We start from the raw sequence: 17,918 nt of genomic DNA, 5'->3' as shown, positions 1-17,918 counted from the left end.
CACCGGAGTCGAAGGAACCCCTGCGAAGCAGGGGCCGCACGTCAGCGATAAATGGTTTCCCCCCTTTGCCGAAACAAAGGGGGTCGACCGTCAGGGCGAAACCAAAATAAGCAGCACAAAAATGTTGTTGTTGCCACCCGATGTCAAGCTCACCTCAAGTAACCCCATCTGCTACTGGCTCTTGCCCCCCGTTAGCCTTAAGCTGCGCCAGCCTATTGCTGATGGAGGGCGTGCACATGCGAATTCTTCTTGTCGAAGACAACCGGGACATCCTGGCCAACCTTGCCGATTATCTCGGCATGAAAGGCTATACCGTCGATTGTGCACAGGATGGCCTCTCCGGATTACATCTGGCGGCAACCGAACATTACGACCTCATCGTCCTCGACATCATGCTGCCTGGCATTGATGGCTACACCCTCTGCAAACGCCTGCGTGAAGATGCGCGCCGCGACACCCCGGTCATCATGCTCACCGCCCGCGACCAACTGGATGATCGCCTGCAAGGCTTCCGCTCCGGTGCAGACGATTACCTGCTCAAACCCTTCGCCCTGTCCGAATTGGCGGCACGCATCGAAGCCGTACTGCGCCGTGCCCAGGGAGGCGGGCGACGCACCCTGCAAGTCGCCGAACTGGTCTACGACCTCGATACGCTGGAAGTAACCCGTGAAGGTCGTCTGCTCAAGCTCAACCCGGTTGGCCTGAAGCTGCTCGCCGTTTTGATGCAGAAAAGCCCGCACGTACTGCGTCGCGAAGTCCTGGAAGAAGCCCTCTGGGGGGACGATTGCCCGGACAGCGACAGCCTGCGCAGTCATGTGCACCAGTTGCGTCAGGTCATCGACAAGCCTTTCGACAAACCGCTGCTGCAAACCGTACACGGTGTCGGCTACCGCCTGGCCGAGGGCCGGGATGGAGTTTAAGCAAAGCCTTGCTCAACGCATCATCATCGCTTTCGCGTTGATGAGCGCGTTAGTGGCGGGTTCCTTTGCCATGGGGATCGTCGCGACTGTCCACCTGGTAGAAGAGAAGCTGATTTCAGCTGGCCTGGGCGGCGACCTGCACCGTTTACTGCTGCTCGACAGTGTCAGCGACTGGAGTCACCGTCCGGAGCCTGATCAGCTGTTCTATTTCAGCGGCGGCCCCGGCGATTTCGATATACCCAGCGACCTCCGGCACCTCGATCCAGGCTTCCATGAAGTGTTTCGTGGCCCGCTGTCGTATCACGCCATGGTCGAAGTCGTGGACGGACGCCGTTATGCGCTGCTTCAGGATCAGAGCGATTTTGAAGAGCGCGAGCGGGTCCTGTTCGCGGTCGTGCTGGTGGGGTTCGTGCTTGCTTTAGGACTGGCGGTGTTTCTGGGGTGGGTATTGGCTCGGCGGGTTATGGCGCCTGTTGTGCGATTGGCCCGGCAGGTACGCCATCGCGATCAGCTACTCGGCCTGGCGCCACCGTTGGCACCTGATTACGCCGCTGACGAGGTGGGCGAGTTGGCCGTCGCCTTCGATGCGACGCTGGGGCGCTTGCGTCAGGCGTTGACTCGCGAGCGTATGTTCACCAGCGATGTCAGCCATGAGCTAAGGACCCCCTTGATGGTACTCGCCAGCTCCTGCGAGTTGCTGCTGGACAATCCGGCGCTTGATACCCGGGCGAGGGCGCAGGTCGAGCGGATTGCCCGGGCTTGCGAAGAGATGCGTGACCTTGTGCAGACCTTTCTCATGTTGGCCCGCACGCAACGTGAAGACGCCAACATGGTCCCCAAGGTATCGCTCGAGAGCGTCGCTGAAGATCTGATCGCACTTTGGCGCGACCCTATTGAAAGCAAAGGGCTGCAACTGACCGTTCGATCGATCGGCTCAAACGAGCCTTCGGGAATCCTCTATAACTCGACTTTCCTGCACGCGGTTATGGGCAACCTGCTGCGCAATGCCTTGCACTACACCGATCAGGGATTCATCACCCTTACGTTGCAGCAGGAAGGCTTTCTGGTGGAGGACAGCGGTGTCGGAATCCCGGAGGAGAAGCGAGAAGCCATGTTCGAACCTTTTGTGCGGGGCAATGAACAGCGCGGCGAAGGTCTTGGCCTGGGCCTGTCACTGGTTCAACGGATCTGTGAGAACCAGGGGTGGAGCGTCAGTCTCAGCCCGATGGAACCCAACGGTTGCCGTTTCAGTGTGAAACTCAGAAAGTAACCCCAGCTTCTTTTCGCCCGATAAATAACCGCCTTGTTTCAGTTCTGAAACAAATCTGACGCCCGCCTATATGCTTTGTAACAGGGCTGCTAACTCATTGAAGTATCTGGAAACATTCGTCCTCCTGTCCGACATTTTTTTCACATAAGCATGACCTGATCATGACAGCGCGCTGGCTATCTTGAGTTCATCAACTTCAGGAGCCGCCCCATGAGCAAGCGCATCGAGCTTGAGTTCTCACGCAAGTACGACCAAGAGCATGCCCAACAATATTTGCAAAAGCATAAGGACAATCTGTCCCGTCGCTTGTCTCATTGGCGCGATGAGCAATTGGCAAGGACTGCTTTGCATCGTGCGGGTGACCCTGGGTTAGTGCTTGATCTGCCCTGTGGTGCAGGTCGTTTCTGGCCATTGCTGGCGGAAAAATCGAACCGGATGATCATCGGCGCAGACAACTCGGCAGACATGCTCAAGACCGCTTGTGCTGCTCAGCCTGCAGAAGTGGTGAAACGGGTACAACCCTTGCAGACATCTGCATTCGACATTGACCTGCCCGACAACGCCGTGGACAGCATTTTCTGTATGCGGCTGCTGCACCACGTCGGCCAAGCCGATCATCGCCTCGCTCTGTTAAAGGAGTTTCAGCGTGTTACACGTGACAGTGTGATTGTTTCACTTTGGGTGGATGGCAATTTCAAAGCATGGAAGCGCAAGCGTCTCGATAAGCAGCGCATCGCGAAGAATGGGCAGGATAGTTACCAGAATCGCTTTGTGTTACCGGCCGCTACTGTTGAGGCCGAATTTGAGCAGGCGGGATTTCGTATTCAGGAGCGGTTGGATTTCTTACCGACGTACGCCATGTGGCGTGTGTACCTATTGCGCAAGAGGTAACAAGATGGGCGTGCAAGTTGCTGTGGAGCCCACGGTTTTAAAGGATGAGCGTTTCGATTTTTTCTGGACGCAGCATGGAGAATGGGTTGAAGAACCCAACCAGCGTCGCGGTGGCGAAAGCGGCGTCCAACGAGTGTTTACCGATAATGGTCGGCTGATTTACGTCAAACGGCAGGTCGGGCATATCTATCGCAGCTGGTTGCACCCGTTCGGGCGACCGACCGTGTTGCGCGAACGCGACGCCATCCAGGGCTTGAGCGAGCTTAATGTCAACGTTCCCAAGCTGATTTTCTGTGGTGCGCAACGTGATGAAAGCCATCAGTGGCGTGCGCTGCTGGTGACTGCTGCGCTTGACGGTTATGTCGAGCTGGATAACTGGTATGCCACAGGTGGCCGGGAGCAGCATGGCGAAGCCACTCATGATCAAGTGCTCCAGGAACTGGCAAGCAACCTGGCGCGCATGCATTTGGGGCGCTGGCAGCATGGCTGTCTTTACATCAAGCATGTATTTGTTCGTATCGTTGGCGAAGGTGCAGATGCCAAAGCTGAAATTGCGTTGCTCGATCTTGAGAAGTGTCGACGCCGTTTGAACCCTGTTGCTGCCGCCCGTCATGACCTCAGACAATTGCGCCGCCACTCGTCGTTCTCATCAACAGATTGGCAGAAGTTGGTCTACTTTTATCAGGCAGCGTTTGGCAGCGCTATCAAGGGTTTAGACTAATGAAACTAGAACTGGCACGAGGTTTGTTCATTCTAGGTGCGCTGGTGGTCACTTCCGTCGCCATGGCCGCCTGGGTTGAACCTGGAACGAAGGTTTTGAGCGCATTGCATGGCGAGGGGCACTGTCCGTTGCCTCGGATAGCGAAGACGCATGACACGGTAAGCCCAAGTCATGATTTGTTGCTCTTGATGTTCGGCCTGGCTCAAGGCTCGGGAACGGCGCGTTAGCTCTCACGGCTTTCGCAACATCGACTTTAAGGCCCCTTTATTGGGGCCTTGTTGCGTCCGGCGTTAGTCCGCGTGGGGTTCTGGTTCCGGACCTGTCACAGGCTTTTTATCAGGCGCTGCGAGCAGGGTGTAGACGCAGGGCAGTACAAACAAGGTGAATAAAGTCCCAACCGACATCCCGGTGGCGATGACCATACCGATATCAAAGCGGCTGACAGCCCCGGCGCCCGCTGCCAGGATCAGCGGCACCATGCCGAAGACCATGGCAGCCGTCGTCATCAAGACCGGACGCAAACGGATGGCTGCCGCTTCTTCAACGGCCTCGCGAACTGACAGGCCCTTGTCGCGACGTAATTGATTGGCGAACTCTACGATCAGGATGCCGTGTTTGCTGATCAGGCCTATCAGTGTCACCAGACCCACCTGGGTATAGATGTTCATGCTCGACAGGCCGAGGAACAGCGGGATTAAAGCCCCGCAAATCGACAACGGAACCGTGACCAGAATCACCAGCGGGTCGCGGAAGCTTTCGAACTGAGCGGCCAGTACCAGAAAAATAATCGCCAGCGCCATCGCAAAGGTAACCCACAAGGCGCTGCCTTCCTGCACGTATTGTCTGGACGCGCCTGCGTAGTCGTAGGCATAACCGGCCGGAGCTTCTTCACTGGCGATCTGTCGGACTGTTTCGATGGCCTCTCCCATACTGACGATGGGGAAACCCTGAATGATCGCCGAGTTCAGTTGCTGGAACTGATTCAATTGCCGAGGGCGGGCCCGGTCAGTCACCTTGATCAGCGTCGATAGCGCCAGTAGCTGGCCATCGCTGCTTTTCACGTAATAATTGTTCAGCCAGCCGGGGTTGTCACGATAGGGGCGCTCGACCTGAGCAATAACCTTGTAGCTGCGGCCTTCGATGGTGAACCGATTGATTTCCTGTTCGCCCAGAAGGGTCGCCAGCGTGCCTCCGAGGTCTTGCATGGAGACACCCATTTGCGCAGCCTTTGCGCGGTCTATATCGACGACAACTTCGGGCTTGTCGAAGGCGAGGTCGATGTCCAAAAACGCAAATTTTCCAGACTCGGTCGCCCGTGCCTTGATCCGTTCGACAACCTGCAACAATGACGCGTAGTCGTTCGCGGTATTAACAACGAACTGAAAAGGCAGACCTTCGCCGGTGCCTGGGAGCGACGGCAGATTGAAACCGAAGATCTGCAAACCGCTGATGTCCGCCAGTCGCGCCTGAACGTCCGGGAGGATCTCCATCTGCGTGCGGTTGCGCTCATCCCATGGTTTGAGCAGAAAACCGCCTACGCCTGTCTGCACGCCGTTGAAGCCATTGATCTGGAACGAGGAGTAGTACTCGGGGAACTCCTTGAAGATCTTGATGAACTGGTCGGTGTAGGTGTTGATGTAGTTCAGGTTGGTGGGCTGCGGTGACGTCGCCATCATGAAAATGATGCCCTGATCCTCGTCGGGCGCGAGCTCTGATTTAGTGAACTTGAGCAGTACCGGAATCAGACAGAGCACGATAACCGCGAAGACCAGCACCACCGGACGTGTGTCCAGGGTGCCGTGCAGCATCCGCTGGTAGCGCCGCTTCAGCCTCTCGAATGCCTGATCGAGCTTGTGTGAAAGGCCGGTGGAGTTCTCGTCGCGACGCAGAAGCAGGGCGCACATCATAGGCGAAAGGGTCAGGGCAACCACGCCCGAGATCACCACCGCGCCCGCCAGAGTGAGGGCGAACTCCTTGAACAGCGCACCGGTCAATCCTTCCAGAAAGCCGATAGGGGCATAAACCGCCGCCAGAGTGACAGTCATCGACACCACCGGCATGGCTATTTCCCTGGCCCCCTCTATAGCGGCATGGAAGGGTGTTTTTCCCTCTTCGATGTGCCGGTGAATGTTTTCCACGACGACGATTGCGTCGTCCACCACCAGCCCGATTGCCAGCACCATTGCCAGTAGTGTGAGCAAGTTGATGGAGTAGCCCATCAGTTGCATGAAAAACAGGACACCGATCATCGACAGGGGAATGGTGATGACAGGGATCATTACTGAGCGCAAAGCCCCGAGAAACAGGAACACCACAACGATGACGATCAGTACCGCTTCAATCAGGGTTTTAACCACCTCGTTGATGGATGCTTGAATGAACAGCGTTGCGTCGTAAGCGATGGAAACTTTCAGGTTGGGCGGCAGCTGACTTTCCAGCTCCGGCATGATGCGCCGTACCTCTTTGATGACATCCAGAGGGTTGGAGCTGGGTGTGCCTTTGATCCCGATATACACCGACGGTGTGCCGTCGAAAGAGCTGACGGTGTCGTAGTTTTCCGCGCCCATTTCTACCCTCGCCACATCACCGAGCAAAACCCGGCTGTCGCCTGCGGTCTTGAGTGGGATGGCGGCAAAAGCTTCTGCGGATTTCAGCTCGGTGGTCGCATTGATGCTGGTGACCACATATTCGCCTTTGACCTCACCGGCAGCGGCCAGAAAGTTGTAGCGCCGGACGGCGGTGGTCACGTCGGCGGCCGTCAGTCCGAACCCTGCCAGACGCACCGGGTCGAGCCAGAGACGCATGGCAAACACCTGATTGCCGAGGATCTGCGCTTCTGCCATGCCCGGTAGTGTTGCAAGTTTGGGTTGTATGACCCGCGACAGGTAGTCCGTGATCTGCGGGTTACTCAGTTCAGAGCTGTAGAAGCTGACGTACATCAATGCCGACGCATCGGCGGCCTCCTTGCTCAGTACCGGGTCTTCAGAGTCCTGAGGTAATTTGTTCTTTACTTCGTTGGCCTTGGCCAGCAACTCGGTGAACAGCCGATCGCTGTCGGCACCGATCCGCGCATAGATGGAAATAACGGAAAAATTCTGGCGACTCACCGATGTCATGTAGTCAATGCCCTCGGCGCTGGCCAGACTTTGCTGCAAGGGTTGAGTGATATAGCCCTGGATGGTTTCAGCATTGGCACCGGGGTAGGCCGTGGTGACCGTAATCAGGGCATTTTCCATCTGCGGATACTGGCGAATGGTCAGCTTGCTGAAAGCCTGAAAACCCAGCAGGACGATCAGCAGGCTGACCACCGTGGCGAGGACCGGGCGACGAATGAACGGATCTGTAAAAGCCATGAGTATTCCTTGATCAGTCAACCTGTGGCTGGCTGTTCTGTTCGGCTTGCAGTGTCTGATCTGCGCTGATGGCGACGTGTGCACCGGCATCCAGTTTCAGCTGCCCGCCGCTGACCACTTGTTCACCTGCCTTGAGGCCCTTGGTGATGATGACCAGCCCGTCGCGGCGCTCGCCGGTCTCGACGAAACGACGTTCGACAATCAGCTGTAGTTCGCCTTTAGCGTCTTTCTCTGGCGTGCCTTCGGAGTTTTTCTTCGGCACGACGACGTAAACCGAGTTGCCATAAAGCGTGTAGGTGATGGCACTTTCGGGAATGACCACCTGAGTTTTCGGGCCGGGTAGCAGCACCTGCAAATTGGCGAACATGCCGGGGAGCAAGGTGCTCTGCGGATTGGGCAAGGTGGCGCGAATCAGCACGTTGCGCGTGGCCTCGTCGACCTTGGGATTGATTGCGCTGATCGTGGCCTCGAAACTCTGATTCGGGTAGGCCGCTACGTTCACCAGCGCGGTTTGCCCGACTGTCAGTTTTGGCAGCGCCTGTTCCGGCACATTGAAGTCCACATACAGGCTGCTCAAGTCTTGCAACGTAGCGATCACGGTTCCGCTGGCGAGGTAATCTCCAACATCCACCTGGCGAATCCCGATCGTGCCGCTGAAGGGCGCCAGAATGCGTTTCTTCGCCAGAGAGGCATTGAGTTGCGCGACAGTAGCGCTGGCTTTTTTGAACTGGGCTGCAAGTTTGTCGAAATCACCTTTGGAGATGGCCTGGTCGCCGACCAGTCGGCTGCCGCGGCCGTACTCGACCTGAGCCAGTCCCAGATCAGCTTCTGCGGTGCCCAGCAGGGCCTTTTCGACGTCGCTGTCCAGTTGCAACAGAGGCTGCCCGATACGGACTTTTTGCCCTGACTCAAACTGCACGGTCTTGACCGTCCCCGCGATCTCCAGACTCAGCTCCACGCCTTGCAGCGCCTTGAGCGAGCCGATGGCGGCCAGGCGGTTCTGCCAAGGCCGTTCGCTGGCGGTCGCAACAGCGACACTGATGGGTGGTTTGGGGGCCGTGAACTGTTGAATCTGCTGATAGACAGAAAACGCCTTGTAGCCCGCGAGCAGCAGCACTACAAGCAACACAACCCCGAGCATGATCAGCATCCGGCGACGCAGCATATCCATTTCCTTGGAGAAAACCGGGTAAGCCCGGCGAGCGACATTGCCGGATATTACAGCGATAGAGGGGCAGGCCGTAACAGTAAAACGTCTGCTTTCAGTCAGTGCTGAGTTTTCCTGCAACCCCGGGGGATCATTACTGTAGGAGATCACCCGGTATTCCTGACCCGTCGCTGCCGCACGATACATTGAACCAGTAGGAGCTCACCGAGTTTACGAGGCCAGCGATGGCGGAGTGTCAGACAAACCGCTATCGCTGGCCTCGTAGCCTCGGTGAGCTCAGGACAGGGTTCAGTCTGGAAGATTGCTGTTGTTTGATGGGGAATCCCGAGGGCTGCGATGGCGGAGTTTCAGCGTCAATGCTTCGCAGCCTTCGGCAGCTCCTACAAGAAAACACGTGGAGCACTCACACCAAATGCAGGTGGTTATCCCAAAGCCCCGCTGGCAGTTCCAGAGGCTTGGCGAGCAGTTCGCTCTGGCGGCAGTCGTAAAAGCGGCAACGGCCTTGTCCGGAGGTCACCACAAAACCATCTTTTACCGCACCCACCCCGGCACAGTCGGGCAGGGCGGTGTCGAGGCGTGTTGCGCCGCTGTCCATGTCCCAGATGAAAAACCGGTTGCCCCTCGGAGCAGTCAGCGCTATCAGACGCAACTCGCTGTGTACCGCAACGCTGGCGGTGTAGTGCCCCATGGATGCCAGTTGCTGCTCTGGTACCGGGAACGCCACAAATGGCTGGCCCGGACGTTTGATTGCCAGCAGTTCCGAGGATTCGTGAGCGTCCCCCATGAACTGCTGACCGGAGACGATGGTGCCGTCGCTGGCGATGCCCAGGTGACGAACGCTGTTCATGGATTGCGCCAGGGTTTCCTTGCTCAGCAGCGTACCGTCGCGCTGCATCAGGACCAGGCTCGGCTGCATGGCATTCAGGTTCATCTCGACGCGGCTCTCAGCCTCGGTCCTGATCCCGCCATTGGCCACCACCAGCGTTTCGCCATCCGGCATCCATGACACCTGATGCGGGCCGATGCCATGGGTAGAAATTTCTCCGGTATGCACCAGACGCTCGTCGACAAACCGATACACACCAAGCACACCACGGCCCGGATCAGTGGTGTCATTTTCGGTGGCATACAACCATTCGCCGCTGCTGTGGATCACCGCATGGCCATAGAAGTGCCGATCAGGCTGCGAGTGAATGGTTTGCAGCAAGCGCCCGTCATTCAGGTCGATCAGATAGCTTTCTGTGCCCGGTCGACGGGCGACGAACAGCGCCAGACTCAGCGTCGGATGATTGATGATGTCGTGGCAGCGCTGGCCGACCCGGGTTGCAAACACCTGCTGGCCATCCAGACGATAACCCACGGCGTAGTGCAACCCGTCACCATCATCGCGAGCGGACAGCAGCAGCGGGCCTTTGTCTTTCTGCCGAAACAGTGTCCAGCCGCCCAAGGTGCAAGCACTGAGCAACAGGCTTCCGAGTGCCAGGGCCTGGCGTCGCAACATCATTGTGATCTCCCGGTCAGTCGCCGTCGTTGGCGTTGAAGCCCAACTGGATGCCCAGCGCCTTGGCCAATTCGCCTTCATGCAGACGATGCACGACGTTGAGGCTGTCGTAGAAGGCGTTCAATTGTTGGCGACCCTCTTCGCTGGCCAGCAAATCGGCGAGCGGCGGCTTGAGCTCCGACAGCAGTTTGCGACTGGCAGCGTAAGCAGCGTCGATCTTGTCTGCCAGCGGTTTCTGCTCGGCGGGCAACAGTCCACGTAGCCCCTTGTTCTCCACGCCAGCCCATACCGTCTGAGCGCTGCCCAGGCTTGCTTCGAGGCTGCTCAGGGATGATTGGCTACGCCATGCGTCCGCCTGGAACGGTTGCGGTTGCCCTTTGCTCTGGCGACCCAGTGGTGTACCCAGTTTTTTCTTCAGTGTGTCCAGTGCGGTGACTTGCACGCGCAGCAACTCGGCAATGGCCTCGTGAGAGTCTGCGTAGCGCTGGTTGGGGAATTTGCTCAATTGCGCGAGCATGCCGTCGTTGCTGTTCCAGCGGCTGAGGATCTCTTCGGCGAGCGCTTTCTGGCGTTCGCCAATCGCCGTCAGCAGTGGGCAATAACGGGCTTTCTGTTCGGCGTTGGCCATGTCGATGGCGGCATCGAACAGAATGTACTCATAAGCGGACAGACCCTGGACCACCACGCTGGACTTGGCCAGTGCATCAGGGGTGATCTGCGGTTGGGCCGTCACCAGCTGTTCTACCTGACGGCCGACGAGATTCTTCTTGTCAGGCCAGAACTGTACCTGCCACGAACGATTACCCTCGGCCAGTGGACCAATCAGCAACGGCTGCAACTCCGCCCAGGTCTTCTGGGCGTAGAGGAAATCGGCGCGGGCGGTGGCCAGATCAGTCTTGCCCTCACAGAAAGCCAAAGCGCTAGTCGCCAACTTGCGATCAGCATCAACCCAGCGGCTGTAGGTCGGCAGGATCACTTGCTTGGCAATCGCTGCCGAGGTGACCGCTTGCGGGTCCGACGGTGCGCAGGCACCCAGGGCGAGCGCAGCAAGGCTGGTGAAGAGCAACTTGGGACGGAACATGTCCGGCTCCTTATAGTTTTTAAATGAAAGAAGTCATAACGAATTCAGAAACGCCAGCAGTGCTGCGCGCTGTTCGGCATCAAAAGCCAATACCTGCCGCTGCGCGGCTTGTGCTTCGCCTCCGTGCCAGAGCACCGCTTCGAGCAGATTGCGGGCGCGTCCGTCGTGCAAAAACTGAGTGTGGCCGCTGACGGTTTGCGTCAGGCCTATGCCCCACAGAGGCGGCGTGCGCCATTCGCGGCCTGTCGCCTGAAATTCGGTGCGATTGTCAGCCAACTCATCGCCCATGTCATGCAATAACAGGTCGCTGTAGGGACGGATTACCTGATTGGCCAGTTCCGGCTCGGCGGCATCATGACGTGTCTTGAACTGTGGCGTATGGCATTGCTGGCAGCCTGCCTTGTAGAACAGGTTTTTACCGGCCAGCACCTGGGGATTTTCTATGTTGCGACGGGCGGGTACACCCAGGTTACGGCTATAGAACAGCACCAGCCGCAGAATGTTGTCGCTGACCTCCGGCTCGCCGTCCGGGCCATTGCCGTTGGGTGCTGCAAGGCAGTCGGTTTGTGCGGGCGTGCAATCGTCGAAGTTACGCAGGCTGGTGGTCAGGCCCATGTCACCGGAAAACGCGTGCACGTTTTGTTGATTCAGATTGGGCTGCCCGGCCTTCCAGCCAAACCGGCCCATTACCACGGTCTGTTGCTCATCGTCCCACACCCAGTTCGGGCGACCGCTAATGCCGTCACCGTCTTTATCATCGGGATCAGCATTGGCCAGAATCGCCGCGTCGGGAATCGCTTCCAGCAACCCGAGACCAATCATCGCCGGGGCCACGCGTACCGAGGCGCGGGTTTGCGGGTGCATCGGGCCGTAGCCCAGATGAGTGATGCTCAAGGTCGGCTTGCGCAACTCGACCACCGTGCCATCGCGAAACCTGACCGGCATGGGCTCGTACTCGATGCGGACGCGACCCTCCGGGGCGACACCGGGCACTGCCATGTCCTGCAACTGCCCGCCGTAAGTCGGCTCGGGCAGCACGCCATTCTTCTTGATCAGCTCTGCCTGAGCCGGATCATCGGGAATCGACAGGCGTACCAGCATCGACACGGCATTGACGTCATTGGGCTCGGGCGGATGACCGCGACCGTCCTTGATATGGCAGTTCTGGCACGCGTTGGTATTGAACAGCGGCCCCAGCCCGTCACGGGCAGTGGTCGTGGACGGAGCGATCACCCAAGGGCTGCGGAAGAAACTGTTGCCGACACTGAAGTCCAGACGCCGCACAGGCGACAGATTCGCCGACGGCATCGAGAACGCATTCACATCCCGCTTGTTCACGGTCGCTCTGCCGCCCGCCAACGCCTCACCAGGCTCTGCCTGGGTGAAACGCGGGGCGTCATCGCACGCACCCATCATCAGGGCACTGAGCAACACAACAAAGGGACGTAGCCGCGTAGCCATAACCATCCTGCAACGAGCCAAAAATCGGGGCGTGCAAGCTTAACAGCCTCGTCCTTTTTGAATAAGAGGGATTATCGTTTGCCTTGGTGGGTGCAATGTGTTGTTACGAAATCGTTGGTCAGGCACTTTTCCCCATTTCGGTTCTAGAACTGCATTCTTCTCGAAAATGCTCAAAAAGACTTTTACCCTTGCGCAGGCTTTTGCGGATAGCCTTGCTCTGTTCGATCAATTCATCGCTGGGTTGCTTCCATTCATCTGGCGGTAGCGGTTTAGACCAGTCGAGCACGGATTTCGGAAAGCTGGCTTTGGGCAATCGCTTTACCCAGGCCGCGATATGGCAGGGGAGAGTCCAGCCGCTGCAGAACTGGATGAGCACGAAGCCCAGCAGGTAAGTGATGTACCAGTGATTGTCTCGGTACACCTCGCGGCAATAATGAAAATACACGACGGTCCCTTCTTCAAATTCCTCGCTTACAGGCCTTGGCAGGGCACTAAGGCCTTCCTCCATGTAACCGCGAATGGCCTCCCATTCACTGATAGCCAGTGTGAGCGAGCCCGTTGGCACGGTTATCCACACCACATCGCCAATTTCCGAATCCCGAAGTCCGATCATCAGCGAGAAGCTGTTATGTACACCGTATTGGGTAACGACCTTGCCGCTGGTCACGCAGGCGATGACTTCTTCCCATGGGATGAAACGCGGTGGCTGACCGCGTTTGGGGACGTAGGCGACTTCGCGGCGTTGGCGGTTGAAGCGGATGGGGGGATAGGAGGTCTGCTGGTGGACCACACGAGCTAGTTGCCAGCTATGAATGGAAATAAGGAAGCCTAGAACGCCCCAAGTGAACCAATTAGGTGAGAACAGGGTGATTACGGGCTCAAGGATAGGTCTTCCTGCGTCCAGGTAGTCAGATATGCCTAGTCCTAAGCTTACAAGGAGCAGGAACATGGTAATCCCTATAACTGAGCCAATCCCCCCTCGAACGCCGAATTCGACTGTGGCTGATCCCGCTGTGAAATCAAGATAGGACTCGTTCGAGTCTCTATTCAGGCTTCTTGAGCTATAAGCTGCGATCCCTGTAGGTATTGGGCATGGGGAAAGATAAAGCACTTCAGTTCCGGATCGCTTCTCTATATCGCCTGCCTGAGGTAGTTTTTCATATTTGTTAGATATCATTTAGCAGCTCACTGGTGATCTGAGTTTCTTCTGGCTGCTTAGCTAATGTTGGGACTAGAGCGGATGGCGTTATTCTTTTTTTGCTGACAATATCTGGAGATAATGGAATGCGGTAATGCAGATAGCTTTGGTCTGCCTTCAAGTAATCAGCGGCTACCGCTGGCTTTACCATTAGGTGCAGTTGCAACTGCGATTGCATACCTTGCCATTGTTCTGGGATATCCAGCTCCAAGATCATGGGGCGATCAGCAACGACCCGGATGAGCGAAGCCAAAGCTTGACCTGCATCCCAATCATTTGGTGCCTTTTGTAGTGCGGCGCTCCAGCGCAGTGACGTATCGTCGAAGGTTCCAAGATTTAATCCCGGCAAAACCAAATGTAGCCTGCGGACAGGCTCGTCACTGGCGAGCTGGCGATGAAGGCCTTTGTCTATGACATGCGGCAACAGGGTGGCTTCAGCGAGTTTTTGCGAATGGGTTGGCCAATCCCAGTTTTCAGGTTGCAGGCCCCAGCAACAACGCAACATCCAGCGTTGCTGATCGTCAAGATTGTTGTAGTTGTATAGCGCTTCGCCACTCAGCTGGAATGCTGTAAACGCGAGACCCAACGGGGTAAAGCGCATTGATAAATAAAGGAACCGGGTTCCTCTAGTCGCCCAAGCTCTGGCGAGGGCAACTTTTCTCTCCTGCCGCGGTGCCCTTATGTAGTCCTGACTTATCCCCCAACCTTCACGGCCAGCTATCGAGGTTGTTACTGTGGCGACTCCGAGAGCCCCTACATCTCCGACCAATGCGGCAAGAGCACCGGCTTTCTCCCCAGCCGTGCCGGTGACAAATGCGTCGTGCCATTTATCCCAGTTATCCCATGCCGTTCCGATTGAGCCGATGAGCGCAAGCGGGGCAATGATTAATCCTAGCTGCAAACCTAACTTTCCAGCTTTAACCGCGAATAATGTTCCTGCTTCTCCTGAACCGTTAGTAAGCGTCGCTTGCAAAGCTTTATCTACCATTGCGATATGAATCGACTGGTAGACCGATAACGCCGCTGCCAAAACTGAAGTCAGACTACCAACTGCAATTGCGATTTCCCTTGCTGTTCTTTTATTGCCAGTGTTTTTTTGCCATACCCTCCAAGCCTCCCCTAGATTCCCAATTTGCAACCCGACTGCCAGCAATGGCACGAACCCACTCTTAAGTGCGACCTTCGTCGATCCCTCAGTCCCATATTCCCCCAACGCCCCAGCCCTAAGCCGTCTCGTCTCATCATTCAATGCCTCAAGATTTTCGGGGCTGATATCCAGTTGCACACCAACCCGTCCCGCACCAAGTTTTCTGGTCGGAGTAATCCCGTCTTCCAGCTGTCTCACGACAGCCGAACGCTCGTTGCGTGTCGCGAGTAACTCTTTGCTGAACGCTTCTTTACGGACCTGGTATCCGTAGCGTTCTTCTTCGCTCAGCATGCGTTTACGAGTGAGTTTGTCGCAGTTTTTGCGATCTGCCTTGATTTGCTCTTCACGTTCAAGCAGATGAACCAGGCGGGTGAAGTTGTGAGTGAATTTCTCCACATCGTCGGCGCTGGCGATGTTCAGGTGGGCGCCTTCCTGTTGCAGGGCAACCAACATGCCCAGCCGTTGCCCACGGTTGGTGAAAGTCTTGAAGCTGTCCATCTGCTGATGCATGGCAGGCGTTTCGAGTTTGACCTGCATCTGCGCCAGCCATTTCTCCATGCCGAGTGCGATAGCGGGGATGTACGTGGCGCTAACGGCTTGATGGAGTGAATGAGCGCGGCCTTCGATTTGCAGGCTTTTGCTCCAGTGGCTGCCCATGATGTGACCGATATCGGATATCCGTTTTTCAGCGTCGGCCAGCCCATCGGTGAAGCCACGCATGTCGTCCAGCAGCTTGATCAATACGCCGGATTTGATCCGTAGAAAATCCAGGTCCAGTCGTCCATAAAAAACTGGCAGGAGGTAGAACGGCTTGTCATGAAAGTAAGCCGCGATCTTCTCCAACGCTTCATCGGTGCGGCACAAGTCGCGGGTGCAGTTGTATTCAGTGGCAAGGGCGTTGTTCAGTTGCTCGTGGTGCTCTGGATCGAAATACCAAGCGCTGCGATGAAACTCGCCCAATGTGAATAGTCGGGTTCGGTCATGCGTGATGGCGTCGAGACGCTCGGTCCAGCGTTTGAGATGCAGGCGTTCTCGCTTTAGGTATCGCTGCATTTCCTCATGCCGGACCAGATCGAAAATACCTCGCGAGCCCAGACCTACGCCTTGCAGCGTGCCGATGCTGCTGTCTTCGAGGGCCTCGATTTCTTCATCAAGGTCCTTGTGGAGCGGCTCGCCCAGCGCAACGACCATTTGCCGGTGTTTCTCGTCCATCTGACGTTTGGCGATAACTGTTTCAGATCGCTCGCGCAGGTGTGCACCGCGCATCGACGAGTAGTTTCCGTTTTCGCTGCGGGGTACTTCCAGGCCTTGGCTCTTTTCCCAACGCCACTGATTCCGGGCATTGATGTAGTCGTAAATGAACGTGCGTTGTTCCAGCGTGGTTTTTTCGAACAGATCCGGTGTTGCGTCAGTCCGTAGAGCGTTGTTCTCGCCCAGCGTCATCAGGGTGTCAATATAGCTGCCCACCACGTAGCGCTTTCGTTGTTGTGGCGTTGAGTCCATTCTTCGATCCAGCCGACAACCGTATCCTGCTCCTCGGCAAGGTCACGCATGATGCCCAGACTGTCTTCCAGAATCAGGTACAGATGGTCGAACTGGTACAGCGCGTTCAGTGAATCCTTGAGTTCGCCAATATGAGCTTCACGGAAGAGCGCTTGATGTTCCCACGCGTAGTCCTGGCGTTCTTCGGCGGGCGCATCCGGCGTCGGGCACTGCGTTGACGGTTGTTCGGCCAGTTCGGCAACGGTTGTTTTGATCTGCTTTTGAACCCGAAGATGCTTGCCGCCGTTTTCGCAGTTCGCTTTAGCCAGATCCACTTGTTGCATGAAGTAAAAGCGGTCAGGGCTGCTGGAGATGACGTGGGCGCATTTCGCAGCAGTCCATTGCAGCTCCGAATACGCTACATGCAGAACGCTGTTACGGGCGAAGATGAGTGTCGATTCGCCGGTGGCGTGGCTGCGTTCGTCCTGAGTGACATCATTGCCTTGCCACAACAACTTTACGGGCGCGCCATTCTCTATGCGGTACTCATGCAGAGTGTTGGTGGTTTCTTCGATGACGTACAGAAAACCGTCGCGCATCAGCCGCAGACCAATTGGCCGCTGTAGCCCTTGATAGGATTCTGTATCTACTTTGCTGGTCAGTCGTTCTACCCGACCATATCGCAGCGGTAGCAGCTGGATTTTCTTACCCATCAGCGGGCAGGTTCCAATACTGGTGCGGGCGTCCTTGTGGCTGCCGCTTCGGGCTTCCCAGTAAGCGCGATCCTCTTTGGGCAGACGTTTACCGGTCATGGTTGCGTTCCTCGCAGAAATTGTCGGGCTCGCTCCAGGGCGAGCAGATTGGCTTTCTGTACCCGTTGCGAAGGTGTCAGCGATGAGCTTTGGTACAGCAGAGTAGTGATGTCTGGATGGGCATCAGGCGGTTGGCTATGGAGAAATTGCATGACGTTTACGAAGTGCAACAGATCGCTTTCGCTGTGAAAGCCGCGCTCATACGCGCCGTTGGCCATTTCGAGGAAATACGCGAAGCGCTGTCGGGAATCGAGCTGCGCCTGAAACTCAGGAAAATGCCGACATGCGTGGAGTTCGATGTTGATCACGACAGCGCGAAAGCTGAGCTCATCCAGCGCTTCGATCTGAGCTTCGCTCAGGCGATAGAGCGTCTGATGGGCGTTGGTCGCGGGCGGTCCGAGACGCCGGTGATGGCGCCAGCGCCCTTCGAAACGATCTATCGCGTAGACATGCTCAATAGGGCCGTACAGGGCGTTATCGGTGTGCAAGGGATACAGCTCGAACAAGGCGTTCGCGACTTGCGGGTCCGACAGATTAAGCAAGGTGGCTTTGCCCACCGGTTCATCAACGCTGACCAACCAGCGCAGATGATCGACAACCTCACGTTTATTGGCATTGCTGAACAGCAGGAGGCCCCAGAGCTTTTGCGCGTTCTCCAGAAATGCTCGAAATGCAGGGTCGTATTGGTCTTCAATGGTCACCACCACGGGCGACATATCCAGCAGCTCTTTGAACCGGGTTCCGAGAAACAGCGGATGGCAGTCGACACCGGGGTTCCACTGATAAAGCCGCTTCAGCAGGTCGCCGGTTCTTACGGCGTTGAACAGAATGTAGCCATTTTTCGACCACGGCAGGTCATCCGGGCCGGATTCGAGATATGTCATCGAGGCGCGCCTTGCTCAATGGCTATAGG

14 protein-coding genes are annotated in these 17,918 nt (G+C 56.8%); 5 read left to right on the top strand and 9 right to left on the bottom strand.

Annotated features, from left to right (window positions below):
• The first annotated feature begins 236 nt into the window (after positions 1 to 236).
• The 5 genes from colR to AUC61_RS05455 all read left to right on the top strand — a co-directional run bounded on the left by colR (position 237) and on the right by AUC61_RS05455 (position 4,029).
• On the top strand, positions 237 to 920 hold the full coding sequence (gene colR / locus AUC61_RS05475; RefSeq protein ID WP_027900279.1) for a two-component system response regulator ColR: 684 nt from the start codon (positions 237 to 239) through the stop codon (positions 918 to 920).
• Positions 910 to 2,190: a sensor histidine kinase gene (locus AUC61_RS05470; RefSeq protein ID WP_243244848.1), complete on the top strand. Its 1,281-nt coding sequence runs from the start codon at positions 910 to 912 to the stop codon at positions 2,188 to 2,190. The genes colR and AUC61_RS05470 overlap by 11 nt, the downstream gene beginning before the upstream one ends.
• A 210-nt stretch (positions 2,191 to 2,400) precedes the next feature.
• On the top strand, positions 2,401 to 3,081 hold the full coding sequence (locus AUC61_RS05465) for a class I SAM-dependent methyltransferase (protein WP_243244846.1): 681 nt from the start codon (positions 2,401 to 2,403) through the stop codon (positions 3,079 to 3,081).
• A gap of 4 nt (positions 3,082 to 3,085) precedes the next feature.
• Positions 3,086 to 3,802 (top strand): lipopolysaccharide kinase InaA family protein, encoded by a 717-nt coding sequence (locus AUC61_RS05460; protein WP_243244844.1) that lies wholly within the window; start codon positions 3,086 to 3,088, stop codon positions 3,800 to 3,802.
• Positions 3,802 to 4,029 (top strand): hypothetical protein, encoded by a 228-nt coding sequence (locus tag AUC61_RS05455; RefSeq protein WP_243244842.1) that lies wholly within the window; start codon positions 3,802 to 3,804, stop codon positions 4,027 to 4,029. Before AUC61_RS05460 ends, AUC61_RS05455 begins: the two co-directional genes overlap by 1 nt.
• Positions 4,030 to 4,092: 63 nt before the next feature.
• On the opposite strand, the gene AUC61_RS05450 is transcribed toward AUC61_RS05455, so the two are convergent.
• From AUC61_RS05450 to AUC61_RS05410, 9 genes are all read right to left on the bottom strand, one after another.
• Positions 4,093 to 7,155, bottom strand: coding sequence for a multidrug efflux RND transporter permease subunit (locus tag AUC61_RS05450; protein ID WP_243244840.1), 3,063 nt, complete (start codon positions 7,153 to 7,155; stop codon positions 4,093 to 4,095).
• A 13-nt stretch (positions 7,156 to 7,168) separates the two neighbouring features.
• Complete coding sequence (locus tag AUC61_RS05445; protein ID WP_243245307.1) at positions 7,169 to 8,320, bottom strand: efflux RND transporter periplasmic adaptor subunit; 1,152 nt, start codon at positions 8,318 to 8,320, stop codon at positions 7,169 to 7,171.
• A 406-nt stretch (positions 8,321 to 8,726) separates the two neighbouring features.
• Complete coding sequence (locus AUC61_RS05440) at positions 8,727 to 9,824, bottom strand: DUF1513 domain-containing protein (protein ID WP_243245306.1); 1,098 nt, start codon at positions 9,822 to 9,824, stop codon at positions 8,727 to 8,729.
• Positions 9,825 to 9,840: 16 nt separating this feature from the next.
• A complete protein-coding gene (locus AUC61_RS05435) occupies positions 9,841 to 10,905 on the bottom strand; it encodes an imelysin family protein (RefSeq protein ID WP_243244838.1) in 1,065 nt (354 codons plus the stop codon).
• Positions 10,906 to 10,938: 33 nt separating this feature from the next.
• Positions 10,939 to 12,366 (bottom strand): di-heme oxidoreductase family protein, encoded by a 1,428-nt coding sequence (locus AUC61_RS05430; RefSeq protein WP_243244836.1) that lies wholly within the window; start codon positions 12,364 to 12,366, stop codon positions 10,939 to 10,941.
• Positions 12,367 to 12,484: 118 nt separating this feature from the next.
• Positions 12,485 to 13,315 carry a DUF6708 domain-containing protein gene (locus AUC61_RS05425; RefSeq protein WP_243244835.1) on the bottom strand — a complete coding sequence of 277 codons (831 nt, stop codon included), beginning with the start codon at positions 13,313 to 13,315 and terminating at the stop codon, positions 12,485 to 12,487.
• A gap of 217 nt (positions 13,316 to 13,532) precedes the next feature.
• Positions 13,533 to 16,214, bottom strand: a complete 2,682-nt coding sequence (locus tag AUC61_RS05420) for a hypothetical protein (protein ID WP_243244834.1) — start codon at positions 16,212 to 16,214, stop codon at positions 13,533 to 13,535.
• On the bottom strand, positions 16,154 to 17,005 hold the full coding sequence (locus AUC61_RS05415) for a toxin VasX (protein ID WP_243244833.1): 852 nt from the start codon (positions 17,003 to 17,005) through the stop codon (positions 16,154 to 16,156). The genes AUC61_RS05420 and AUC61_RS05415 overlap by 61 nt, the downstream gene beginning before the upstream one ends.
• Complete coding sequence (locus AUC61_RS05410; protein ID WP_243244831.1) at positions 17,002 to 17,889, bottom strand: DUF4123 domain-containing protein; 888 nt, start codon at positions 17,887 to 17,889, stop codon at positions 17,002 to 17,004. Before AUC61_RS05410 ends, AUC61_RS05415 begins: the two co-directional genes overlap by 4 nt.
• Between the last annotated feature and the right edge of the window lie 29 nt (positions 17,890 to 17,918).

The organism is Pseudomonas maioricensis, assembly GCF_022790535.1.
Taxonomy (GTDB): domain Bacteria; phylum Pseudomonadota; class Gammaproteobacteria; order Pseudomonadales; family Pseudomonadaceae; genus Aquipseudomonas; species Aquipseudomonas maioricensis.
Note: the sequence above shows the minus strand (reverse complement) of the source record. Positions and strands in the feature narration are given on the sequence as shown.